Genomic DNA, 22,755 nt, shown 5'->3' with positions numbered 1-22,755 from the left:
ACACCGACAGCGATCTCGGCAGCTGTGGCGGGCCGGTACCGCCCTACAGGTGACGGGTGGTGTCGATGCCCAGCGACATGCCCGCCAGCCCGCGGCGGCGCACCGCCAATTTATCGGCGATCCCTTGAAGGGCCTGTGCCGCGGGGTTTTCCGGGTCGCTCAGCACGATCGGGGTGCCCTCGTCACCGGCCTCGCGCAATTCCTGGGTGATCGGGATCTGGCCGAGCAGTGGCACCTCGGCGCCGACCGCGCGGGTGAGCCGGTCGGCGACGGCCTGGCCGCCGCCCGACCCGTAGAGCTCCATGCGGGATCCGTCGGGCAGATCCAGCCACGACATGTTCTCCACCACACCGGCGATGCGCTGGCGGGTCTGCAGGGCGATGGCCCCGGCCCGTTCGGCGACCTCGGCGGCGGCGGGCTGCGGCGTGGTCACCACCAGGATCTCGGCGTTGGGAATGAGCTGAGCGATGGAGATCGCGACGTCACCGGTGCCGGGCGGCAGGTCCAGCAGCAGCACGTCCAGATCGCCCCAGAACACGTCGGCCAGGAACTGCTGCAGCGCCCGGTGCAGCATCGGGCCGCGCCACACCACCGGGGTATTGCCCTGGGTGAACATGGCGATCGAGATGACCTTCACGTCGTGGGCGACCGGCGGCATGATCATCCGCTCGACCTGCGTGGGCCGCTGGTCCGTGCCGAGCATGCGCGGTACGGAGTGGCCGTAGATATCGGCGTCCAGGACGCCGACCGACAGACCGCGCGCGGCGAGCGCGGCCGCGAGATTGACCGTGACGCTCGACTTTCCGACACCGCCCTTACCGGAGGCGACCGCGTACACGCGGGTCAGCGATCCGGGCTGGGCGAACGGGATCACCGGGTCGGCGGAATCGCCGCGCAGCTGCTTGCGCAGTTCGGTGCGCTGCTCGTCGCTCATCACATCGAGGTCGACGGTTACGGCACCGACGCCCGCGACGTCGGCTACCGCCTTGGTGACCATCTCGGTGAGCTTGGTGCGCAGCGGGCAGGCCGCGGTCGTCAGATAGATCTCGACGTGCACACTGCTGTCGTCGCGGACCGAGACGCTCTTGACCATGCCGAGTTCGGTGATCGGCTTGCGGATCTCCGGGTCGTCCACCTTTGCGAGCGCGCCCCGCACATCCGTTTCCGTAACCACTGGCATAGCCGTGAGTCTAGCGACCGGAGCGACGGGGCCGGAGGCGGCAGCCTGCGTAACCCCGGAGGCCGCCGCGTAGGTCGCCATAGACACAGCGACCGGAGCGACGGGGCCGGAGGCGGCAGCCTGGCCCCGTCACTGTCCGGCTCAGATTCGCGGCAGCTGGCTGGGCTTGGGCGCCACACCCGTGCGGTACGCGACCTCCCATGCCATCACATTGGCGACGTAGGCCATCGAGTTGTTGTAGCGCATGATCGCCTTGGACTGCTGCGACAGATCCGTCATGTTCAGTCCGCCCGAGCAGAGGTAGTTGCCCGCGGTCAGGGCGGCGTCGAACAGATTCTGCGGATCGGCGATGCCGTCGCCGTCGCCGTCTCCGGCGAATTTGCGCCACGTCTCGGGCAGGAACTGCATCGGGCCGACCGCCCGGGTGAAGCCCTGCATACCGCCGTCGAGGTCGTCGCCGTTCGCGTGCACGACGTTGTTGCCCGCCAGGCTGCCGTCGAGAACGGGCCCGTAGATCGGGTCGAGCGCGACGCCCTTGGAATCGGCCTTGCCGTAGGCGTGATGCGATTCGACCTGTCCGATACCGGCCAGCACCGACCACGGCATGTGGCAGTCCGGTTCCTCCTGGGCCAGAATGCGTTCCGCGTTCTGGTAGGCCGCGTAGGCGATGCCGGGCATACCGTTCGGTCCCGGCGGCAGATCGGCGGCGACCCGGCCTTCCGGCTGCGCAACGGTTTTCACGATCGGCGGGCCGGGATGCTTTGCGGCGCGCATCATTTCGTCCGGCGCGGCCTGCTGGTCGACGGCCTGCTGGGCGTCCGGAGTGTGTTGCGGCAGAGCCACAGCGGTGAATTCGCCGGTGTTGACCTCGGCGGCAGAGGCGCCGACGGCGACGAGTCCCGCGGGGACGAGTCCGGTCAGAGCGATAACGGATCCGCGCCGGACAGGGGTGGCCGGCTGCTTACGGTGACGTCCCACGATGTGGTGACCCTCCAATGCTCGCTGTGAGCTTTTCGTGACACAACGAGATCAGATTACCGCATCCGAGACCTTTTCGTTACTGCTTCGTGACCGCCTCTCCCGTTTACGCCGAAACCCCCGTCTCAGCGGGGGTTTCGGATCGGGCGAGGGTATCGAGCGACTACTGCGGCGGCGCCGGCGGACCCGGCAGGACGGGCAGCGGGACGACGATTCCGAACGGCAGCGTGATTCCCGGCTGCTGGGTCGGGCTCGGCGGCGCCGCCGGTGCCGGCGCGGCAGCCTCCGGGCCGGGTTCCGGTGTCTTGGAAGGCGTTTGCGACTGCTGCTCGGGCGCGGCCGGTGCCGGTGCCCCGTCCGGCTGTGCCGGTGCCCCGGGCTGGCTGCCGGGCGCCGGTTGGCCCTGCGGCTGCGTGCACGCCGGGGCCGCCGGCTTCGGTGCGTTCGGATCGGCCGGGGCCGCATTCTGATTCGCGGGCGCGTTCGGATCGATGGGCTTGCCCTCGGCGGCCTGCGGATCGATCGGGCGCACCGGGTCGCCCGCCGCCCAGCGCTGAGTCTGCGCGGGTGCGGCCGGTTGTGCGGGTTGCCCGGGTTGCGGCATCGGCGCCGGCACCACGGCCGGGTCGCACGGATTCGGCTTCGGCGGCGGGCAGAAGATGCCGCACGGAATCGGCGGCAGCCCCGGAATATTGATCATCACTTGGGTCGGCTGCTGCGGCGTCGGCGCGGTGGTGGTGGCCTGCGACGGCGGCGCGGTGGTGGTCGGAATGCTGCCGTTGGCGGCGAGGATGTCCGGGCCCGCGGGCGGGGCCTGCATCGTGCCCGGCGGAATCAGATCGGGCGAGATCTGCACCTGGGTCGGCGCGCCGCCGGTCTTGTAGGCATTGGCCCAGCTCAGCACGTTGGCGGCGTAGGCCATCGAGTTGTTGTAGCGCAGGACCGCGCGCAGTTCCTGCTGCGGGTCACGCAGATTCAGCCCGCCCGAGCACAGGTACTTGCCCGCGGCCAGCGACGCGTCGAAGACGTTGTTCGGATCCGCGACGCCGTCGCCGTTACCGTCGGACGCGTACAGCGACCAGGTGCCGGGCAGGAACTGCATCGGGCCGACCGCCCGCACGAAATTGCCGTCGGCGGCCTTGATGACCTCGTTACCCGGCAGCGTGCCGTCCAGCGACGGTCCGTAGATGGTGCCGATGGTCGTGCCCGCGGCGTCGGTGCGGCCGTGCCCGGCGTGATTGGACTCGATGCGCCCGATCCCGGCGAGCAGGCTCCAGCTGAGACCGCAGTTCGGCTCCGAGGACTGCAGTGTCAGTTCGGCATTGCGATAGGCGGCGAGCACGATCTCCGGAATTCCGAAGGCTCCGCTACCGCCCGGCAACGCGATGTCCTGCAGCGGCACGGTACCGCCGAACAACGGCGCCCCATCCGCGGGCGCCGTCATAGCTCTGAGTTTGCGAGGAGGTTCGGGAGCGGCCGGTACCAGCCCCACCGCCTCGGGGTCGGAGTTGCCGGCGTCGGTGGGGGAGCTTGCTGCCGCCAAGCGCGCCTCGGCCGTCCTGGGCGCACTGGTTCGCGCGGTCGTGTGCGCCGCCGAACCTGTAGCCATCAAACCCGCAACCACCAGCGCCGATACGGTAATCGGTCCAGATATTCGCATCGGCACAACCAATCCCCTCGTAGTCGTTGAGCGACCTGATTCGCGCGGGGCCGCCACGGACAACGTGATCCAGGTTACCTGTCGGTCAGCACCTTGTTATCGATAATTGCGGTCAGCCGCCATCTATTTGAGGCGAAATCGGTACTCGACCCCTCTTTCGATCGGTACTTTTCTTGGACTTCGCCGTCTCGACAGCATCTTCGTCGTCCAGAGGCGCATGGAGTTGGAGCCGCGCCAGAGCGTCTTTGATGTCCTCGAGTTCGCGGCGCAGATAGTCGCGAGTAGCCACCTCGCCCACCGCGATCCGCAGCGCCGCCAGCTCCCGGGCCAGGAATTCGGTGTCCGCCTTGGTCTGTGCCGCCCGGCGGCGATCTTCCTCGAGAGATACCTTGTCGCGGTTGTCCTGCCGGTTCTGGGCCAGCAGGATCAGGGGTGCGGCATATGCGGCCTGGGTGGAGAAGGCCAGGTTGAGCAGGATGAACGGATACGGATCCCACTGCAGGCTGACCGCGAAGACGTTGAGGCCGATCCAGACCACGACCACGACCGTCTGCAACAGCAGATAACGACCGGTCCCCAGGAAGCGGGCCACGGTCTCACTGCCCCGCGCCACGGCCTCGGGGTCGATCTCGAATCGGAACCGCGATTCGACAGGTGTCTCCAAGCGCGCCCGGGCGATCGGCTTGTCCGGGCGGCTCGCGCGTTCGCTGCGCTCACTCATGCTTTCGCCCTTCCGGCCGCCGCTTTACCCGCCCCCGCGTTACCCGTCGCCGCCGCGCGCGACGCCGCCGCGATGGAATGGATCGTGCTCGCCGGTTCGGTGGCGTCCTCGTCCTGTTCGCGCCAGTCCTCGGGCAGCAGATGGTCCAGCACGTCGTCGACGCTCACCGCGCCGAGCAGGTGATTCTCCTCGTCCACCACCGGCCCGCAGACCAGGTTGTAGGTCGCGAAGTAGCGGGTGACCGCCGTCAGCGCGGCATCGGGATGCAACTGGGTGAGGTCGCTGTCGACCAGCCCGCCCACCATGGTCGCGGGCGGTTCCCGCAGCAGCGCCTGGGTGTGTACACAACCCAGATAGCGGCCGGTCGGCGTCGCGGTCGGCGGGCGGACCACGAACACCATCGACGCCAGCGCCGGGGTCAGGTCGGGGTCGCGGATGCGGGCCAATGCCTCGGCGACGGTCGCCGCGGGCGTGAGCACCACCGGGCGCGGCGTCATCATGCCGCCCGCGGTGTAGGGCGAATATTCGAGCAGGCGCCGCACCGGCTCCGATTCCTCCGGATCCATCAGCGCCAGCAGCGCCTCGGCCTCGCCGGTGGGCAGCTCGCCCAGCAAGTCGGCGGCGTCGTCGGGGTCCATCGCCTCGAGCAGGTCGGCCGCGCGTTCGACGCCCAGATTCTGCAGCACGTCGACCTGGTCGTTCTCCGGAAGTTCCTGCACGACGTCGGCGAGCCGTTCGTCGTCGAGGGCCCGGGCCAATTCGATCCGGCGCTTCTCGGGCAGTTCGCGCAGCAGATGCGCGACGTCGGCCGGGCGCAGGCCCTCGAACTGGCCGAGCAGCTGGGTGACGTCCTGCCCGGGCAGATTCAGTTCGTGCTGGGTCAGCCCGCGCACATCCGACCACTCGACCACGTGCACCTCGCGTCGCCGGCCCAGGCGCCGATGTCCGCGCACCGCCACCCGCGAGAGCACCCAGTCGCGGGTGCGGCTCTGTTCGATGCCGAGGTCGACGACGAAGACGTCCACCCCTTCCAGGTCCGGGAGTTCGGGATCGACGACGCGCACCTTGGAGTCGAGCACCTGCGCCAACGCCAGCATTTCGCCGGGCCGCTGTTCGAAGCGGCGCAGGCTCACGGTGCCGGTGTTGAGGTTGACCGAGTTCGGCTCGATCGCGTTGACCCGGAGCATCGGGACGAAAATACGTTTGCGCGTGGGTAATTCGACCAGTAGTCCCAGCACCCGGGGTTGCTGGCGGTCGTAGCGGATGGAGATCACCACGTCCCGCAGACGGCCGATAGACTCGCCGTCCGGACCCAGTACCACCAGGCCCGCCAGCCTGGCGGCGAAAACTTTCGTTGCTGCCATAAGTGCAAGGCTATGTGGTGCCGCCCCGCGAGACGATTCAGGAGCCGCCCATGTCAACGCGTCGATCGGTGCTAGCCGTACCCGGCAGTAATCTTCGGATGATCGACAAGGCCAAGGGTTTGCCCGCCGACGAGATCTTTCTCGACCTCGAGGATGCCGTCGCTCCGCCCGCCAAGGCCGCTGCCCGCGCCAATATCGTCGCCGCGCTGAACTCGCCCGGCTGGGGCAATCAGATCAAGGTGGTGCGGGTCAACGACTGGACGACGGAATGGACCTACGCCGACGTCATTTCGGTGGTCGAGGGCGCCGGCCGCGATCTGGACGCGATTCTGCTGCCCAAGGTGCTCGACGGTGCCCAGGTGCGCGCGCTCGATCTGCTGCTGACCCAGCTGGAGAAGGCCAACGGCCTCGAGGTGGGACGCATCGGCATCGAGCCGCAGATCGAGAACGCGCAGGGACTGCGCAACATCGACGAGATCGCCACCGCCAGCCCGCGCGTGCAGACCCTGGTCTTCGGTCCCGCCGACTTCATGGCCAGTATCAACATGCGCACCCTGGTGGTCGGTGAACAGCCCGAGGGCTACGCGCCCGGCGACGCCTACCACCACATTCTGATGACCATCCTGCTCGCCGCCCGGGCCCACGGCCTGCAGGCCATCGACGGTCCCTATCTGCAGATCCGCGATCTCGACGGCTTCCGCCGCGCCGCATCCCGCACCGCGGCCCTCGGTTTCGACGGCAAATGGGTGCTGCACCCCACGCAGGTCGAGGCGTGCAACGAGATCTTCAGCCCGCGCCAGGCCGATTACGACCGCGCCGAGGAGATCCTCGACGCCTACGCGTATCACACCTCGACCGCCGGCGGCGCCCGCGGCGCGGTCATGCTCGGCGACGAGATGATCGACGAGGCCAGCGCGAAGATGGCGCAGGTCGTCGCGGAGAAGGGCCGGGCCGCGGGGATGGCCCGCAGCACGAGTTTCGTCCCGCCGCAGGCATAGCGACAACTCACAATCGGCCCGCCCGCGTGTCGTGAAACCTTCCGAAAGGTAAGCGGATCCGGCGACCGGTGGCTGCGGCGTGCTTACGCTCCAGCGCAGCCGAGCGTTGAGGAGTGTGGCTTGTCCGAGCTAACCGTGGATGTGGCGGCATACACGCGGTCCCTGGTGGGATATGCCTACCGTGCCGAGGACTACTACGAGGTCGGGCGGGAGAAGATTCGCGAGTACGCCCGTGCGGTGCAGGATCACGGCCCGGTGCACTGGCGGGAGGCGGCCGCCGCGGAGTACGGCTACGGCGCGGTGGTCGCGCCGCCCACGTTCCTGTCGATTCCCGCGATGCTGGCCAATCGCCGGCTGTTCGAACGCGTCATCACCGGCTACGACGTGTACGTGCAGACCGATCAGGTTTTCGAGTTCCATCGGCCGGTGGTCTCCGGTGATCGTCTGGTGAGCGACGTCGAGGTCGCCGCGGTGCGCACCATCGCCGGAAAGGATCTGATCACCGTCACCAACACCTTCACCGATCAGTTCGACGAGGTCGTCCACGTGATGCACACGACCGCGGTCGGTGTCGCCGGCGACGATATCGACGCGGGTATCGGCGGTGCGATCGAACGCGTGATCATGCAGGGTGTCGGGGCGCCGTCGGCGGCGCAGGGGCTTTCCGAGGCGGAAGTGCTGGAAGCCGCCGTCGCGCCCCGCCGCGACCACCGCTTCTCCGAGGTATCGCGAAAGCGCGTACTGCACAATGTCATTCGCTTCGAAGAGGTCGCGGTGGGCGACGAGCTCCCGCCGCGCACCGCGCGGGTCACACGCGGTGATCTGGTGAACTACGCGGGTGTCTCGGGTGACGCCAACCCCATCCACTGGCACGACGGCGTCGCCGCGCTCGCGGGCCTGCCCGACGTCATCGCGCACGGCATGCTCACGATGGGGCTCGGCGCGGGCTTCGTCACCGGATGGCTGGGCGACCCCGGAGCGCTGACCCGATACGCGGTGCGGCTGTCGAACTACACGATCGTGGACGCCCGGTCCGCGGGCGTCGTCGAATTCACCGGCCGGATCAAATCCCTCGATCCGCAGGCCCGCACCGCCGTCGTGGTGGTCGTCGCGAAGTCGGCGGGCCGCAAGATATTCGGTCTGGCCACCGCCGAGGTCCGCTTGGCGTGAGCCGGGGTTCGTCCGGGTCGATGCATGCGGTCCACCCGGTGTGATCCTCGGCGGTGCAATGTCCGAACTGCTGCCTTTCGGCGGTAAAATCGGACACGCGGTGCGCCGCTGAGTCGTCGCATCCAGCCGCAGCGGCGATATCGACCTAGGATCGTGGAGTTATGACCAATCCGTTGGGTAGTCCGAATCGCAATCGGCCCGGCTTGCCGACGCCGCCGTCGGGGTGGCCGGTCGCCTCCTATCCGACCTACGCCGAGGCGCAGCGGGCGGTCGACTATCTGGCCGACAACCAGTTCCCGGTGGAGAACATGACCATCGTGGGTGTCGATCTGATGCAGGTCGAACGAGTGCTGGGCCGGCTTACTTGGGGCAAAGTCATTGGCGGCGGCATGGTTTCGGGCGCCTGGCTGGGCCTGTTCCTGGGGTTGCTGCTGAGCCTGTTCACCACGGGCGGCGTGATCGGGCCGCTGGTGGTCGGCCTGGTCGGCGGCATCATCTTCGGGCTCATCTCGGCGGTGATCCCGTACGCCGCCACCCGCGGCACCCGCGACTTCGCCTCCACCATGCAGCTGGTCGCCGGCCGCTACGACGTGCTGTGCGACCCGAAGGTGGCCGAGCAGGCGCGGGATATGCTGGCGCGCCTGGCGCTGTAGGGCTCTGGCACGCTCTAGGGCTATGGAACTCGATCAGGTGCGGTCCGCGGTACTGACGCATTTCGGCATCCCCCGGACGGGGTCGGGATTCGACGATACCCGCTTCGACTCCGCGTCGGTGACCTTCCTCGGCCTGGAGCCGATCGACATCCTGCGCATCCCCGACGGCGAGTTCGTGCACTACGTCACCCTCGGCGGCTCCCGGCATCCGATGACCGATTCCGCGGCGGCGCTGGCCGACCCCGTGCGCGGCCCGCGCGCCGAACTGGTGCTGACGCTGCGCGGCGGAGCCGGTGCCCAGGCGGGCCTGCCGCGCGGACTCGGCGTGCTGATCGCCGCGCCCGCGGTGGAAGGCGTTGTGCTGCAACCGGATGCGCTGCTCGACCTCGGAGAACCGTTGTGGCACAACGCTCCCTTCACCGCGGTCCTGCTGGGCGAGGCCGATATCGCCGAGGTGGCACTGCCGGAACCCGCCGATCCGGTGCGATTCCTGTCGGTCGCGCCGATCACCGCCACCGAGGCGGCGTGGGTGCGGGTGCGCGGGGCCGCGGCGCTACGGGACGCGTGGGCCGAAGCGGGGATCGACATCCGGGATCCGCACCGGGCCGCCGCGAATCTGTAAGACCGTGCGGGCACCCGGCAGCGAAACGTCCAGCCTCACAACCACTTGTTGCGCCGCAGCGCGACGAACAGCGCACCGCAGATGACCAGGATCACGATCCACACCATCCCGTATCCGTAGGTCCACGACAGCTCCGGCATATGGGTGAAGTTCATGCCGTAGATGCCGGCGATCATGGTCGGCACCGCGGCCATCGCGGCCCAGGCCGAGATCTTGCGCATATCGGTGTTCTGCTGCACGCTGACCTTCGCCAGCGCCGCGTTGATCAGCGCGCTGAGCGCCTCGTCGAAATCGCTGATCCGCTCGGCGACCGCGGTGTGGTGGTCGGCGACGTCACGCAGATAGCGGCGGATCTCCTTCGGCATCGGCAGTTCCGAACTGCGGCTGAGCACCTGCAGCGGCAGCGCCAGCGGGTTGACCGCCCGCCGCAACTCGACCACCTCGCGCTTGAGCTGATAGATGGCCTCGATGGTGAGCCGGCTGCGCGGGGTGAAGACCTCTTCCTCCATGCCCTCGACATCGTCTTCGACCGACTGCGTCACCAGGAGATACGTATCCACCACATGGTCGGCCACGGCGTGCAGGACCGCGCCCGGTCCCAGCGCCAGGCGTTCGGGATGCTTCTCCATCTCCTCGCGCACCACCTTCAGCGCGGTGTGCTCGCCGTGGCGGACGGTGACCACGAAATCCGCGCCGATGAAGATCATGATCTCGCCGGTCTGCACGATCTCGCTGACCGAGTTGGGGTCGTGTTCGAGGTATTTCACAGTGCGCAACACCAGGAACAGGGTGTCGTCGTAGCGTTCCAGTTTGGGGCGCTGATGGGCGTGCACGGCGTCTTCGACCGCGAGTTCGTGCAGGCCGAAGATCTCGCCCACCTCGGCCATCTGGTCGGCGTCGGGAGCGTGCATGCCCACCCAGACGAAGCCGTCGCCACGCTCGCGCACCTGTGCCAGCGCGGCCGCCGGGGTCACATGTCCGGACTGGCGGCGGCCGTCGACATAGACGCCGCAGTCGACGATCGCGCGGGCGGTGGGAACCGGAATCCGGGGCAGCTGCGGCCCGCGCCGCGACCTCCCGGAGCCACGGAACGGGGGAAACGGCGGTATCGAGGGCACGCCCCGGATGCTAGTTGGGCAAGATGGAACGCGTGCGTATCGACCTCCACACCCATTCGACCGCATCCGACGGCACCGACACTCCCGGCGATCTGATGCGCGCGGCCGCGGCGGCGGGGCTGGACGTGGTGGCGATCACCGATCACGACACCACCTCCGGATGGGACGAGGCGGTTGCCGCGCTGCCGGCGGGACTGCGGTTGGTGCGCGGGATGGAGATGTCCTGCGTCGGTATGGGGGAGGACGGCTGGCCGGTGCCGGTGCATCTGCTGGCCTACCTGTTCGATCCGGCCGATGCCGCCTTCGCCGCCGAACGCGAGCGATTGCGCACCGAACGCGTCTCGCGAGTGCGCGCGATGGCCGATCTCATGGTGGCCGATGGCCTGCCGATCGACCCGGACGCGGTACTCGCCGCGGCGGGTCCGGCAGCGGGACGCCCGCATCTGGCGCGAGCGCTGGTCGAGGCCGGTGTGGTCCCGACGGTCGGCGCGGCCTTCGACGATCTGCTCGCGCCGCGCGGCCGCTATTACGTCGAGAAGGCCGACACGCCGTTGCGGCAGGCGGTGGAGATGGTGGCCGCGGCCGGCGGGGTGACCGTGGTCGCGCACGCGCGCGCCCGCACCCGGGGGCGGCTGCTGGCGCTCGACGACATCCGCGATCTGGCCGAGCGCGGGCTGGGCGGACTCGAGATCGATCACCCCGACCACAATCCCGCCGACCGGGCGGTGCTGCGCGAGCTGGCGCGCGAATTGGACCTCATCGGTACCGGATCCTCGGATTACCACGGCGCCGACAAACCCGTGGGCCTGGGCGAATGCCTCACGGACGGAGAGCAATTCGAGCGTCTGGCCGAGAAGGCGAGCGGCGTCGCGGTGGTCGCCCCGTGAGGGTCGTGCGGGCGCTCAGCGGAACGGTGGCCGCCGGATTGGTGGTGCTGGCGGCGGTCGTCGTCGGCGCGGCGGTCCTGGGGGTGCGGCGCGGATTTCCCGGACCGGGTGCGAGCAGTGTCGGCTGGCATATCGGAATGGCGGCGCTGGCGCTCGGCGCGCAAATTTTTTCCGACCGGCGTCGGGGAATTCCGGCGTTTTTCGGATCTCTGGTCGTCTTTGTGGCGGCGGGTTACCTATTGGTTACGCAATGGTGGAATTGATCTCCGCGTAACAGTTGCGGCCGGATGAATTGTGGCCGAATATTTTCCTTTGTGAGCGTGCGTAGCCGGTCCACTATTCGCGCGGAATCCGAGTTCGCGGCGGAGACGTCCGCCGATGTGCTGGTGGTGGGTGGCGGCCCGGCGGGTGCCTGGGCGGCGTTGACGGCGGCGACGGCCGGAGCGCGCGTGATCCTGGTCGACAAGGGTCGTTGCGGTGAATGCGGTCCGACGTCGAAAGGCGTTGTCGCGCTGTGGGATATCCCGCCCGGGCCGGAGCGGGAGCGGGCGCTGGCGCACAGTCTCTCGCGCGGTGGTGACCTCGGTGACCCCGAGTGGATGGACCGGGTGCTCGGCGAGACCCATCACCGCATCGCCCACTTGCTGCGCTGGGGATACCGGCAGGCCGGAGACGGGCCGTCGACGCGCGTCCACCTCGAGGGCCGGCGGTATCTGGCGGCGCTGCGGCGCACGCTGTTCCGATTGGGTGTCCAGGTCGTCGATCATCACCCGGCGCTGTATCTGCTGGTCGACGCCGACGGCGTGGTGTGCGGGGCCGGTGGGCTCGCCGGTGACGACCGATACCGCGGCTGGACCATCCGCGCGGGTGCGGTGGTGCTCGCGACGGGTGGGTGCGCGTTTCTGGCCGGTGGCGCGGGAACCGATGTCGATACCGGTGAGGGCCTGCTGATGGCGGCGGAGGCGGGCACCGAATTGTCGGGCATGGAGTTCTCCGGCGCCTACGGTCTCGCGACGATGAGCGATCTGCGTGAGCCCCGGTTCGCCTCGCTGTACGACGAATCGGGGGCTCGCATCGACGGTGACGACTTCACCGTCCGGTCCGCGGCCCTCACCGCGCTGGCGGAGGGGAGGGCGGTCTACGCCGAGATTCCGCCGGAGTCCGCCGTACGGTACGGCCCCGCGTCGGCGGCGCCATCGGGAACCACGGCGGTGCCCGCGAGCGCCGGTGCCGACGCGTCGCCGTCGGCCGGCCGGGTGCGACTGCGTCCGGTCCTGCAGGGTACCGTGCGTGGTTCCGGTGGCATCAAGCTGACCGGATTCGATTGCGCCACAACGGTTCCCGGACTGTATGCCGCGGGGGACGTGGCATCCCGGGAACCGATCACCGGTGCGGTCGGCGGGTTCGACGGGCACGGCGGCGGGTGGGCGATCTCGTCCGGAATGTGGGCCGGATCGGGCGCGGCGCGGTTCGCTCGCCACCGGGGCCGCGTCGGCGACGCGCGGCCGGTTCCGGGGGCCGGGCTGAATTCCCATCCTGGCGACGATCCGCGCGCGGATATCGATCCCCGTGCGGTGATCGGGCTGGTGCAGGAACATACGTTGCCGCTGCGGCGCAGCTATTGGCGCAGTGCGGGCAGCCTGCGCGACAGCATCGCCGAACTCGACGCGATGTGGCCGGTCACCGAATACGGGCTCGGCGGCGCCGGCGCCGACCAGGTGCGGGCCCGGCAGGCCGCGGCCTTGCTGGCGGTGGCCCGCTGGACGAAGTACAGCGCGTTGGCGCGCACCGAGACCCGGGGCCTGCATCGGCGCACCGATCATCCCGGCCCGGCCCGCAACTGGCGGCGCCGCCTGCTGACCGGCGGCGTGAACGAGATCTGGGTGCGCCCGGCGTAGCGGACAGGCCCGGAGGTGACAGCCTGCGTCACCCTGAGCTCACATCGGCGTTCCGGGTGGCGGTGGGACTGTTCACCGCTGCTTCCCAGCAGGGGCGAGTTTCCCCTTACGCGCAGGTAATTCGGGGGCCCTACCCTCGGAAGATGGCAGTAGACACCCGCGCTAGGGCCGGCCCCGCATCGAGAGGATCGCGGCCCGGTCGAGGAGCGATTTTGCAACTCCCTGTCGGTACTGGCAGAATGTTGCGGATTCCCGGCCGACGCCACCGCCCGGTCCGGGACGGTTGGTGACCTTCGGTTCGTGACGCACGGCTCCGATCCGCGGATCACCCCGCAGCCTTGCCCGGACCACCCGTCCGGTTCTCGCTCGACGGATCGTGCGCGGCCAGATCGCAAAGAAGCAAGCCCGCAAAGGCGCGAACGCGCGTATGCCGTACCAGCCGGTACCCCCACGGCATGCCGCGATGTAATCACCGAACGGTTTTGCGCGGCCACGTGAACGCGCGGTCGGCGCACATCGTTCGAATTTCGAAGACCTTTTATACGAAAACCCGGCGGTAACCGTGAGCCGGTTCAGCCCGGACCGAGCAGGAGTGAAATCGTGTCATCTGTGACTGACGCACCGAATGCCACTACAGCGAGCCGTGAAACCGATACGACCGATCTGTCCGCTATCACGCACGAGGAAATTTTCGCCGGCCATCTCGGTGGCAAGCTTTCGGTGGAATTGTCCGCACCGCTGGAGACCCAGCGTGATCTGTCCATCGCGTACACGCCGGGCGTCGCGCAGGTGAGTCGCGCCATCCACCAGGACGAGGCGCTGGCCAAGCGCTACACGTGGACCGACCGTCTGGTGGTCGTGGTCAGCGACGGCACCGCGGTCCTCGGCCTGGGTGACATCGGTCCGCGGGCGTCGCTGCCGGTCATGGAGGGCAAGGCCGCGCTGTTCAAGAAGTTCGCCGGGCTGGACTCGATTCCGATCGTGCTCGACACCAAGGATGTCGACGAGATCGTGGAAACCCTGGTGCGCCTGCGTCCGAGCTTCGGTGCGGTGAACCTGGAGGACATCTCCGCCCCGCGCTGCTTCGAGATCGAGAAGCGCGTCGTCGAGGCGCTGGACTGCCCGGTCATGCACGACGACCAGCACGGCACCGCCATCGTGGTGCTGGCGGCGCTCAACGGCGCGGCCAAGGTGCAGGGGCGCGATATCGCCGACCTGAAGGTGGTCGTCTCCGGTGCCGGTGCCGCGGGTGTGGCCTGCTCGAACATCCTGCTGGCCGCCGGCGTGTCGGATGTGGTGGTGCTCGACTCGAAGGGCATCGTCAGCCGGGAGCGCGCGGACCTCAACGAGGTGAAGGCCGATCTGGCCGCCCGCACCAACCCGCGTGGCGTCACCGGCGGTGCGGCCGAGGCGCTGGCCGGTGCGGATGTGTTCCTGGGCCTGTCGGCCGGGACCATCGCCGAGGAACTGATCGCCTCGATGGCGCCGGAGTCCATCGTGTTCGCCATGTCGAACCCGGATCCGGAGATCCACCCGGAGGTCGCGCGCCGCTACGCCGCCATCGTGGCGACCGGCCGCAGCGACTTCCCGAACCAGATCAACAACGTGCTCGCCTTCCCGGGCGTGTTCAAGGGTGCGCTGGATGCCGGTGCGCGCCGGATCACCGAGGGCATGAAGGTGGCCGCCGCCAACGCCATCTTCGGTGTGGTGGCCGACGAACTCTCGGTCGACAAGATCATCCCGAGCCCGCTCGATCCCCGGGTCGCTCCGGCGGTCGCCGAGGCCGTGGCCGCGGCCGCGCGCGCGGAAGGCGTTGCGTAACACCAGGTTCGATCACAGCGAGGGCGCCCCGGGAACTCCCGGGGCGCCCTCGCCGTATTCGGACGCCGACGCGCGGCCGCTACTTCTTGTGGCAGGCCCTGCGGTAGTCGATCATCGGCTGCCGCACCCCGCGGAAGTCCTTCAGCTCCTGCTGGTGGCCCTGGCGATAGGCCTGCATCTCGGCCTTGCGCTGATCCTTCGGCATACCCTTCACCTTGGCCAGTTCGGCGGCCAGATCCGGGTGGCCCGCCAGGAATGCGGCGACCTGCGGGGCGGTCTGGGCCTGGACCTGGGCGCGTGCCTGCGGGCTGCACTGCGGGGCGTCGGCCGAGGCGACGCCGGGCACGGCGATGGCGAGGGCGGCGATTCCGGCGGTGCCGGCCAGCAGGGCGGCGACAGTGCGCTTCATACCGGTAACTCCATTCATACGGGAACGTGTCGGGTCCGAATCTGCGCGCCGAATCTGAAAGGACCCTGAAAACGCCGAGTGGGCCGGACGGATCTTCAGCCGAACTTCAGAAAGGCGGGCGGCCTTCGGCGCTCACCGCGCGGCCGGTGTGACCATCGGCCGTCGGCGGGGCCGGCGGAAGCGTCAGTACGAATACCGCGCCGGCGGTTCCGGGCGGCGGCTCGACGCAGCGGAGGTCACCCCCGTGGGCCCGGGCGATCCCGCGCGCGATCGCCAGGCCCATACCCGCGCCGTCGCGGCGCCGGTCGCGGGCGGCGTCGAGGCGGACCAGGCGGTCGAAGATGTGCTCGCGTTCCGCGGCGGGCACGCCCGGACCCGTATCGGCGACACGGATTTCGGCCATGGGGGGCAGGATGTCCGGCCGGCCGCCGGGCGCACCGGGCTCGACGACGGTGACACTCACCGTTCCGTCCTGTCCCATGGCTTGGCAGGCGTTGGCCAGGAGGTTGATCAGGATCTGGCCGATGCGTTCGGGGTCGGCGACCGCCGGCACCGAGGGGCCGGTGAGGCGGAAAGCTGTCCCGGGATGCAGGACTCGCATCCGGTCCAGCTGGGTGCGGGCCAGTTCGTGCAGGTCGACCGGCTGCGGTTGCAGGGTGAGCCCGGCGTCGATGCGCGCCATGTCCAGCAGATCCTCCACGAGGCGGCCGGCCCGCTGCGCCTCGCGCACCAGCAGCAGGTACATGCGCTCACGCTCTTCGGTGTCGATATCGGCGGGTTGATGCAGCACCGCTTCGGCCATGGCCTTGATCCCCGCGATCGGGGTGCGCAGTTCGTGCGCGGCATCCCCGACGAAGGCGCGCATCTGCTGTTCCGAGGCCCGGGCCCGGGCCTCCGCGCCCTCCAGGGCGTCCAGCATTTCGTCGAATGCGCTCGCCGTGCGGCCCAATTCGGTATCCGTACGGGCGGGGGAGAGGCGGCGTCCACGGCGGCCGCGGGCGATGTCGCGGGCCAGCCGGGTCATCGAATCCAAGGGTGCCAGCGCTCGGCGCAGTCCCCACCACAGCGCCGCGGTGATCACGACGAGGGCGGTCGCGGTCACCCCGATCAGGACCAGGCCCAGGCGCGACCGCAGCTTGGTCAGCAGCGGGGTGTCGACCTGCAGGGTGAGCCGGGCGCGGTCCACGGTGCCGCCACCGCCCAGGGTGATGGTTCTGGTCCGGATACCGCTGTCGCCGGCGTGCCGGGGCGAGAGACTGCCGTAGGCGGTGCCGTCGGCCAGGACCAGCCGCGCCCGGACCGAGCGATTGTCCACGCGGGCGATCAATTCCGCGGGCGGAGTGTTCTGCTGCGCGAGTTGCCGGGCCAGCTGCGCCCGATCGGTGAGCACGGTGTTCTCGCTGCGCGCCGCCACGATGCCGAACAGACTGTGCACCGCCAGCGCCACCACGACCAGTGCGAGCCCGGAAACCGTTGCCGCCGTGAGGGTTACCCGGCGGCGCAGCGATATCGTCGGCAACGTGTGCGGTCCGGATTCGCCCGCGTCGTCCGGGAGATCGGGCGGTGGGGGCGCGCGGTGGCCGGGGGTGCCGCTCATCGCGGATTCGCCCGTAACGCGTAGCCCATACCGCGCACCGTGTGCAGCAGTCGCGGTCCGTGTTCCTCCAGTTTGCGGCGCACCGCGCTGACGTAGACCTCCACGAGGTTCGGGTCGTAGTCCTCGTAACCCCAGACCGCGGTGAGGATTTGGGTTTTGGTGACGACTCGGTCGCGGTGCGCGGCGAGGTAGGCGAGGAGTTTGAATTCGGTGGCGGTGAGGCTGATCGGTTCGCGGCCACGCAGCACCACGCCGGAATCGGTTTCCAGCACCAGATCGTCGATGGCGATGCGACTGTGCATGCGCCCCATCCGCCGCAGCAGCGCCTCGATCCGTGCCACCAGTTCGGCGAGGTCGAAGGGTTTCACCACGTAGTCGTCGGAACCGGATCGCAGTCCGCGCACCCGGTCCTCCACACCGTCGCGCGCGGTCAGCATCACCACTCCGGCGCCGCTGCGGGCGCGCACCACCTCGAGCAGGCCGAAACCGTCGCGGCCCGGCAGCATCACGTCGAGCACGACGACATCGGGACGGAATCGCTCCAGGTCGGGCTCGAGCCGGTCGCCGTGTTCGCGTGCCAGAACCTCGTGCCCGGCGGCGTGCACGGCCGCAGCGACCGCCGTGCGAATGGCGTCGGCGTCTTCGATCAGGAGAATGCGTCCCGGCTGCACCCGCACATTATTCGTCGCCCCGGCTGAGACCCGGCTGAATACTGCTCGAGAGTCCGGTTCGCGGGCCGGCAGGGGTGCGGGGCGTCGGCACGGACGCGGCCCACCTACGATTCCTGTGCCGGGGCGCCCCGGCCGCCGGATGTGGTTGTCGCTGACTATCGGGAGTGGGTGTCGCCGGATGGGATTGGCCGGATCGGTGCGAGTGACGGCCCGGGTTCTGGTCGCCGTCACCGCCGCCACGCTGGCGGTGGCATGTGCCAACGAGGACGGTGGAGCGACGATCACCGTCGGCGCCGGCGATTCGGCGCAGTCGGAGGTGCTCGCCGAAATCTACGCGCAGGCGCTCGCGCGCGCCGGCACGCCGGCGACGGTGAAGAAGCATCTCGGACAGCGTGCGGACTATCTGGCGGCCCTGGACGCGGGCACGATCACTCTGGTCGGCGATACCAGCGGCGATCTCCTGACGACCTTCGACTCCTCGTCCTCGGCGACCGCGCCGGACCGGGCGACGGCCGAGAGCGTCGCGGCACACCATGCCCCCGGCCCGGCGGTCGACATGACGGCGGGGTCGCCGGTCACGCTCGAGGCGCGCTATGTCGGCTCGGTCGCCGACGACTTGAGCCGGGCCGTTCCGGAGGGACTGGCGGTGTCGGATCTCGCCGACGCCACGGACCTGCGCCCGCAACTCGCGCTCGGCGCCGCCGCGGCCGCGCGCTATCCGGCGAATGCCGCCGATCTGGCACCGCATTGCGGTGAGCTGACCGTCGGCATCGCCGGCGGACGCGAACTCGACCCGCTGCGGCCGCCGCCGGACCCGCAGCGCGACGTCGTGACGCCGCTACGCACGGTCTACGGCTGCGATATCACCCGTCACGTCGAATTTCCCGGCGATGCCGAACTACGAAAGGCATTGCGCGACGGAACCGTCGACGCGGGCGTGTTCACCTCGGCCGTCGCACTGCTGCCGGGTGGCCCCGGCGATTCGGCCGCCCGCACGGATCCGGCCGTCGTCACGGATCCGGCATATGCCTTCCGCGCGCAGAACGTCGTCCCGCTGTTGCGTCAGGGCGCCTTGGACCAGCGGCAGATCAAGAAACTCAACTACGTCGCCGGCGAGCTCACCACGGCCGAATTCGCGACCATGATCCGCCGCGTGCGTGACGAACACGCCTCGGCGGCCGACCTCGCCCGCACCTGGCTCGACGAACACGCCCTCTGAGCACCCCGCTCGTCCGCCGTTCCCGCTCATCGTTCATGATCAGGTTCGACACGGAGTCGGGCGTACAGTGCGAATAGATCACCTGAGCGGAGTTCCGCATGGTCCTGGTCATTGCGTTGGGAGTGCTGGCCGCATTCCTGTTCGCCGCGGCCGGTTATCTGCAACAGCGCGCGGCACGCACCGTGGTCGCCGAACAACCCCGGGCGGCCCGGGTCTTCGGTATGACCACACTGATGCACCGTCTGCTGCGCAGTGGCACGTGGCTGCGCGGCTGGATCACGAATCTCGCGGGTTTCCTCACCCAGGCGGCAGCGCTGCATCTGGGTTCGGTGGCGGCCGTGCAGCCGCTGATGTCGACGCAGTTGTTGTTCGCGGTTCCGCTCGAGGCGTTCGGCCGCCGTCGTCGCCCGCGCGGGCGCGACATCTGGTTCGCGCTGCTGGTCTGCGCCGGGCTGGGAGTGCTGTTCGGCGTCGGCGGCGTGGCGCCGCTCGAGGGCGACCCGGATCGCGGCCGCGTACTGCTGGCCACCTTCTCCGCCGCGGCGCTGGTGGCGTTGCTCGCCCTGATCAGCATCCGCTGCCCGATCTGGGTGGCGGCGAATCTCGTCGCGGTGGCCGCCGGCGTCTGTTTCGCGATGAGCGCGGTCTTCATGAAGCTGACCACCGAGGATCTGATCTATCGCGGCATTCCCGCCACCGCCGGCGACTGGCCCGGCTATCTGCTCGCCGTTTCCACCCTCAGCGGGCTGGTATTGGAGCAGACCGCCTTCGCCGCCGGGCCGCTGCCATGGGCGATCGCGGCCATGAGCGTGACGAATCCGATCGTCAGTTACGTGGTCGGCGTGCTGGCCTTCAAGGTCGCGCTACCGCACACCGCCGGGGCGCTGGCCGGGGTCGCGGTCGCCGGAGCGCTGATCGCCGCCGGTATCGGCGGACTCGCCCATTCGCCGCTGGCCCGCGCCTTCTACGCCGGTAACAAGGAGATAACCGACGAATCGCCCAGCTTGATGTCGTAAAAGCTTGCGACACATGTGTTATGACGGTTGTGTGGGCAATCCGTCGCGTCCGGTGCTGTGGCGGGACTGTGTGGTCGGGCTCGCGGTATTCGGGCTGTACCTGGCGGTCGACGCGCTGCACACCCCGGCCCGCCGCGAACTGGCCGATCGCAATGCCCATCGCATCTTCGATCTCGAGCAGTGGCTCGCCATCGACTTCGAGCGTCCACTCAACCACTGGCTGGAGTCGCGCGTGCTGCTCGCGACCCTGGCCAACTACGAGTACGCGTTCACCTACATCGTCAGTGCCTTCGCGCTGCTGTTCTGGATGTATTTTCGCCGCCGCGCCGACTACGCCCGCGCCCGCGACTCCTTCCTGCTGCTGAACATCCTGTCCATCGCGTGTTTCGCGCTCTTTCCGGTCACCCCGCCGCGGCTGCTGCCCGAGCTGGGCTTCACCGACACCGTCGTCGACGGCCACACCTGGGGGTCCTGGGGTTCGTCGCTGGTGTCGGGGGCGAATCAACTCGCGGCGGTGCCCTCGCTGCACGTCGGCTGGGCACTGTGGGTGAGCGTGGTGCTGGCCCGCGTCTCCGGCGGCTGGGTGGTGCAGGTGCTCAGCGCCTTCCACGTCGGGCTGACCACCTATGTCATCGTCGCGACCGCGAACCACTTCGTCCTCGACGCGGTGATCGCGGTGGCCTTCGTCGCGGTGAGTATCCAGCTGGTCGATCGCTGGTACGCGCGGCCGCCCGTGGTGCCTCCTGCCGACGCGTTCTTCCTGCACATCGAGAAGTCCGGCATTCCGCAGCAGGTGGGCGGCATGGTCGTGTTCCGGCCGCGGGCCGACGGCGGGCCCGGCCTCGACGTGGTGCGGGAACTGGTCCAGGGCGAGCTGGCCCATCTGCCGCGGTTCCAGCAGCGTCTGGACCAGCCGGGGCGGTGGCGCAGGGCACGCTGGGTGGACAGTCCGGTCGACTGGGACTGGCATGTCACCGAGCGCACGGTTCCGGGCACCGATCCGGCTACCGTCGCCGACCCGAGTGGTCGAGAGGCCGGCCCCGGGACGGCTTTCGGTGCGGCGACGGCCGAAGCGACCATGACGCCGAGCGCGGTGGCGCGGCGAGTGGACGGAATCGGCCGGGTGGTGACGGATCTGGCCGCCGAGGTGCTGCCCAAGGATCGGCCGTTGTGGCGCCTCGTCCTGGTGCGCGACCCGGAGGCCGGCGCGATCGGCGTGGTCCTGCTGCTGCACCATGTGGTCGCCGATGGCATCGGCACCGTGGTGCAGGCGCTGCGCCTGCTGCGACCGACCATCGATCTGCCGGTGGCCGAGCGCAAACCGCCGAGCTGGGGCACCCTCGTCGCCGGTACCGCGGCCGGTCTGGCGCAGTTGGCCGCCGACGCGCAGCCGAAGGGAATACTGCCCGACGACTGTCTGCGACGGGTGTTCACCGTCTGCTCGCTGGACCTGGAAACCGTTCGGGCCGTGGCTCGTTCGCACCGTGCTCGGGTGACCGACGTGCTGCTGAGCGTCACCGTCACCGCGCTGCACCGGCTGCGCCCCGACCTGGACGAGCGATTGCGCGGGCAGATCCGGGTGGCGGTGCCGTTGATGGTGCGCGACCCCACGTCGGGAGCGGAGGGCAATTCAACCGCCGCCGTGATGATCGATATCCCGCTGACGGCGGCGACCCCGGCGCAGCGACTGGCCGAGATCCGCTCCCGCAGCGACCGGCTGCATTCCGGAACCCGGGCGCTCGCCTCGCATTTCGTGATGGATCGGGTGCTCCGGCTGTTTCCCGAACCGGCGGTGGGGGCCTTCGCGCGGTCGGTGTACGGCGGGCGGTTCTTCCACGCGATCGTCTCCAATATGGCCGGCCCCGATATGGCGATGACTTTCGCGAATATGCCGATCACCCAGGTATTTCCGATTCTGCCGTCGGCGCCTGGAGTGCCGCTGGTCGCCGGGGTGCTGAGCTGGAACGGCGAATTGGGGATCGGGCTTTCGGTGGATCCGGCGATCCTCGATGCCCGGGCGGTCGCCGCCGAGTTGCCCGACGTACTGGCCGAACTCGCCGATACCGCATTCGTGGCCGATAAGCGTCCGTAGCCCCGGTCCGGCGAGTAGTCTTCGAGCGAGTTGATCACCGAGCCTACCGTCACCGAGGGAGGCCGCATTATGTTCGATCATGGGATCGCGGCGAAAATGCTTGCGGCATGCGCACTTACCGCGCTGGTGACCGTGGCGGCCGCCTGCGGCAGCGATGATTCCGGCAGCAAATCCGCCGAATCGTCCAGTAGCGGGACCCCGACGGTGACCCAGGCGGTCAGCCGGAACTTCGAGCGCTTCTTCGACGGATCCACCCCCGCCGACCAGAAGATCGCCCTCCTCGAGAACGGGCCCGCATTCGCCGCCGCGATCAAGGCACAGGCCGATTCGCCGATGGCCAAATCCGCCTCGGCCAAGGTCACCAATGTCGCGAGCACCAGCACCGACCACGCCGACGTCACCTTCGACGTGCTGTTCAACGGCACCCCGGCCCTGTCCGGGCAGCAGGGCGGCGCGGTGCAGGTCGAGGGCACCTGGAAGGTGACGGCCGCGACCTTCTGCGCGTTGCTCACCCTGGAGGGCGCGGCCCCGCCGGTCTGCGGAACGGCCTCGGGCGCCCCGAGTCCGGGTGCGACGCCGGCCCCCGGCGCGACACCCGCGAACCCCACCATCCTTCCCGCGCCGACCAGCTGAGATCGCGATGACGTCGTCGGACCCGTCGGACCGCCGCGGCGCCGGATC

Annotated in this window: 21 protein-coding genes; 12 read left to right on the top strand and 9 right to left on the bottom strand. The window is 69.4% G+C overall.

The genetic code is table 11. The features are described from left to right. Positions 1-43 precede the first annotated feature (43 nt). From NN2_RS09590 to NN2_RS09570, 5 genes are all read right to left on the bottom strand, one after another. Positions 44-1,180: an Mrp/NBP35 family ATP-binding protein gene (locus tag NN2_RS09590; RefSeq protein WP_030514907.1), complete on the bottom strand. Its 1,137-nt coding sequence runs from the start codon at positions 1,178-1,180 to the stop codon at positions 44-46. A gap of 141 nt (positions 1,181-1,321) precedes the next feature. Next, entirely contained in the window at positions 1,322-2,158 is an 837-nt protein-coding gene (locus tag NN2_RS09585) for a lytic transglycosylase domain-containing protein (RefSeq protein ID WP_030514908.1), read from the bottom strand. A gap of 163 nt (positions 2,159-2,321) precedes the next feature. Next, positions 2,322-3,602: a lytic transglycosylase domain-containing protein gene (locus NN2_RS09580; protein WP_245658634.1), complete on the bottom strand. Its 1,281-nt coding sequence runs from the start codon at positions 3,600-3,602 to the stop codon at positions 2,322-2,324. Between the two features lie 328 nt (positions 3,603-3,930). Next, positions 3,931-4,539: a DUF1003 domain-containing protein gene (locus NN2_RS09575; RefSeq protein WP_063012338.1), complete on the bottom strand. Its 609-nt coding sequence runs from the start codon at positions 4,537-4,539 to the stop codon at positions 3,931-3,933. Then, positions 4,536-5,903: a magnesium transporter MgtE N-terminal domain-containing protein gene (locus NN2_RS09570; RefSeq protein WP_082856864.1), complete on the bottom strand. Its 1,368-nt coding sequence runs from the start codon at positions 5,901-5,903 to the stop codon at positions 4,536-4,538. The genes NN2_RS09575 and NN2_RS09570 overlap by 4 nt, the downstream gene beginning before the upstream one ends. A gap of 50 nt (positions 5,904-5,953) precedes the next feature. Here NN2_RS09570 and NN2_RS09565 point away from each other — a divergent pair, with 50 nt between their 5' ends. The 4 genes from NN2_RS09565 to NN2_RS09550 all read left to right on the top strand — a co-directional run bounded on the left by NN2_RS09565 (position 5,954) and on the right by NN2_RS09550 (position 9,346). Next, entirely contained in the window at positions 5,954-6,901 is a 948-nt protein-coding gene (locus NN2_RS09565; RefSeq protein WP_063012496.1) for an HpcH/HpaI aldolase/citrate lyase family protein, read from the top strand. Positions 6,902-7,036: 135 nt separating this feature from the next. Further along, positions 7,037-8,071 (top strand): fused (3R)-hydroxyacyl-ACP dehydratase subunits HadA/HadB, encoded by a 1,035-nt coding sequence (locus NN2_RS09560; protein ID WP_063012336.1) that lies wholly within the window; start codon positions 7,037-7,039, stop codon positions 8,069-8,071. Positions 8,072-8,232: 161 nt separating this feature from the next. Then, positions 8,233-8,724: a YflT domain-containing protein gene (locus NN2_RS09555; RefSeq protein WP_030514914.1), complete on the top strand. Its 492-nt coding sequence runs from the start codon at positions 8,233-8,235 to the stop codon at positions 8,722-8,724. Positions 8,725-8,746: 22 nt separating this feature from the next. Next, positions 8,747-9,346, top strand: a complete 600-nt coding sequence (locus NN2_RS09550) for a suppressor of fused domain protein (RefSeq protein ID WP_082856862.1) — start codon at positions 8,747-8,749, stop codon at positions 9,344-9,346. A 35-nt stretch (positions 9,347-9,381) separates the two neighbouring features. On the opposite strand, the gene NN2_RS09545 is transcribed toward NN2_RS09550, so the two are convergent. Continuing rightward, positions 9,382-10,464 carry a magnesium and cobalt transport protein CorA gene (locus tag NN2_RS09545; RefSeq protein WP_063012334.1) on the bottom strand — a complete coding sequence of 361 codons (1,083 nt, stop codon included), beginning with the start codon at positions 10,462-10,464 and terminating at the stop codon, positions 9,382-9,384. Positions 10,465-10,496: 32 nt separating this feature from the next. On the opposite strand from NN2_RS09545, the gene NN2_RS09540 reads away from it, so the two are divergent. The 4 genes from NN2_RS09540 to NN2_RS09525 all read left to right on the top strand — a co-directional run bounded on the left by NN2_RS09540 (position 10,497) and on the right by NN2_RS09525 (position 15,070). Continuing rightward, on the top strand, positions 10,497-11,351 hold the full coding sequence (locus tag NN2_RS09540; RefSeq protein ID WP_063012492.1) for a PHP domain-containing protein: 855 nt from the start codon (positions 10,497-10,499) through the stop codon (positions 11,349-11,351). 26 nt (positions 11,352-11,377) lie between these two features. Next, on the top strand, positions 11,378-11,614 hold the full coding sequence (locus NN2_RS09535; RefSeq protein WP_231953303.1) for a hypothetical protein: 237 nt from the start codon (positions 11,378-11,380) through the stop codon (positions 11,612-11,614). Positions 11,615-11,665: 51 nt separating this feature from the next. Continuing rightward, entirely contained in the window at positions 11,666-13,249 is a 1,584-nt protein-coding gene (locus tag NN2_RS09530) for an FAD-binding protein (RefSeq protein WP_439955848.1), read from the top strand. A 600-nt stretch (positions 13,250-13,849) separates the two neighbouring features. Continuing rightward, entirely contained in the window at positions 13,850-15,070 is a 1,221-nt protein-coding gene (locus NN2_RS09525; protein ID WP_369817480.1) for an NAD(P)-dependent malic enzyme, read from the top strand. A 79-nt stretch (positions 15,071-15,149) separates the two neighbouring features. On the opposite strand, the gene NN2_RS09520 is transcribed toward NN2_RS09525, so the two are convergent. The 3 genes from NN2_RS09520 to NN2_RS09510 all read right to left on the bottom strand — a co-directional run bounded on the left by NN2_RS09520 (position 15,150) and on the right by NN2_RS09510 (position 17,747). After that, entirely contained in the window at positions 15,150-15,479 is a 330-nt protein-coding gene (locus tag NN2_RS09520) for a heme-binding protein (protein WP_063012330.1), read from the bottom strand. 106 nt (positions 15,480-15,585) lie between these two features. Next, positions 15,586-17,076 (bottom strand): HAMP domain-containing sensor histidine kinase, encoded by a 1,491-nt coding sequence (locus NN2_RS09515; protein ID WP_082856859.1) that lies wholly within the window; start codon positions 17,074-17,076, stop codon positions 15,586-15,588. Then, the gene (locus NN2_RS09510; RefSeq protein ID WP_063012328.1) at positions 17,073-17,747 is read right to left on the bottom strand and encodes a response regulator transcription factor; all 675 of its coding nucleotides are present in this window, start codon (positions 17,745-17,747) and stop codon (positions 17,073-17,075) included. Before NN2_RS09510 ends, NN2_RS09515 begins: the two co-directional genes overlap by 4 nt. A 178-nt stretch (positions 17,748-17,925) precedes the next feature. Between NN2_RS09510 and NN2_RS09505 the strand changes: the two genes are divergently transcribed. The 4 genes from NN2_RS09505 (at position 17,926) to NN2_RS09490 (ending at position 22,707) form a co-directional block, all read left to right on the top strand. Next, positions 17,926-18,966, top strand: a complete 1,041-nt coding sequence (locus NN2_RS09505) for a glycine betaine ABC transporter substrate-binding protein (RefSeq protein WP_063012326.1) — start codon at positions 17,926-17,928, stop codon at positions 18,964-18,966. 98 nt (positions 18,967-19,064) lie between these two features. Next, on the top strand, positions 19,065-19,982 hold the full coding sequence (locus tag NN2_RS09500) for a DMT family transporter (RefSeq protein ID WP_063012324.1): 918 nt from the start codon (positions 19,065-19,067) through the stop codon (positions 19,980-19,982). 31 nt (positions 19,983-20,013) lie between these two features. Further along, on the top strand, positions 20,014-22,074 hold the full coding sequence (locus NN2_RS09495) for a bifunctional phosphatase PAP2/O-acyltransferase family protein (protein WP_063012322.1): 2,061 nt from the start codon (positions 20,014-20,016) through the stop codon (positions 22,072-22,074). Between the two features lie 69 nt (positions 22,075-22,143). Then, positions 22,144-22,707 carry an MTB12 C-terminal domain-containing protein gene (locus tag NN2_RS09490; protein ID WP_063012320.1) on the top strand — a complete coding sequence of 188 codons (564 nt, stop codon included), beginning with the start codon at positions 22,144-22,146 and terminating at the stop codon, positions 22,705-22,707. Positions 22,708-22,755: the final 48 nt, after the last annotated feature.

It is taken from the genome of Nocardia nova NBRC 15556 (genome assembly GCF_001613005.1).
In the GTDB taxonomy this organism is placed as follows: domain Bacteria; phylum Actinomycetota; class Actinomycetes; order Mycobacteriales; family Mycobacteriaceae; genus Nocardia; species Nocardia nova.
This window is presented reverse-complemented; position numbering and strand designations above follow the sequence as displayed.

Coding starts and splice junctions, on each gene's coding strand:
- NN2_RS09575 (WP_063012338.1), bottom strand. CDS start 4,539: ATGAGTGAGCGCAGCGAACGCGCGAGCCGCCCGGACAAGCCGATCGCC.
- NN2_RS09570 (WP_082856864.1), bottom strand. CDS start 5,903: ATGGCAGCAACGAAAGTTTTCGCCGCCAGGCTGGCGGGCCTGGTGGTA.
- NN2_RS09490 (WP_063012320.1), top strand. CDS start 22,144: ATGTTCGATCATGGGATCGCGGCGAAAATGCTTGCGGCATGCGCACTT.
- NN2_RS09505 (WP_063012326.1), top strand. CDS start 17,926: ATGGGATTGGCCGGATCGGTGCGAGTGACGGCCCGGGTTCTGGTCGCC.
- NN2_RS09555 (WP_030514914.1), top strand. CDS start 8,233: ATGACCAATCCGTTGGGTAGTCCGAATCGCAATCGGCCCGGCTTGCCG.
- NN2_RS09520 (WP_063012330.1), bottom strand. CDS start 15,479: ATGAAGCGCACTGTCGCCGCCCTGCTGGCCGGCACCGCCGGAATCGCC.
- NN2_RS09515 (WP_082856859.1), bottom strand. CDS start 17,076: ATGAGCGGCACCCCCGGCCACCGCGCGCCCCCACCGCCCGATCTCCCG.
- NN2_RS09550 (WP_082856862.1), top strand. CDS start 8,747: ATGGAACTCGATCAGGTGCGGTCCGCGGTACTGACGCATTTCGGCATC.
- NN2_RS09590 (WP_030514907.1), bottom strand. CDS start 1,180: ATGCCAGTGGTTACGGAAACGGATGTGCGGGGCGCGCTCGCAAAGGTG.
- NN2_RS09565 (WP_063012496.1), top strand. CDS start 5,954: ATGTCAACGCGTCGATCGGTGCTAGCCGTACCCGGCAGTAATCTTCGG.
- NN2_RS09580 (WP_245658634.1), bottom strand. CDS start 3,602: ATGACGGCGCCCGCGGATGGGGCGCCGTTGTTCGGCGGTACCGTGCCG.
- NN2_RS09500 (WP_063012324.1), top strand. CDS start 19,065: ATGGTCCTGGTCATTGCGTTGGGAGTGCTGGCCGCATTCCTGTTCGCC.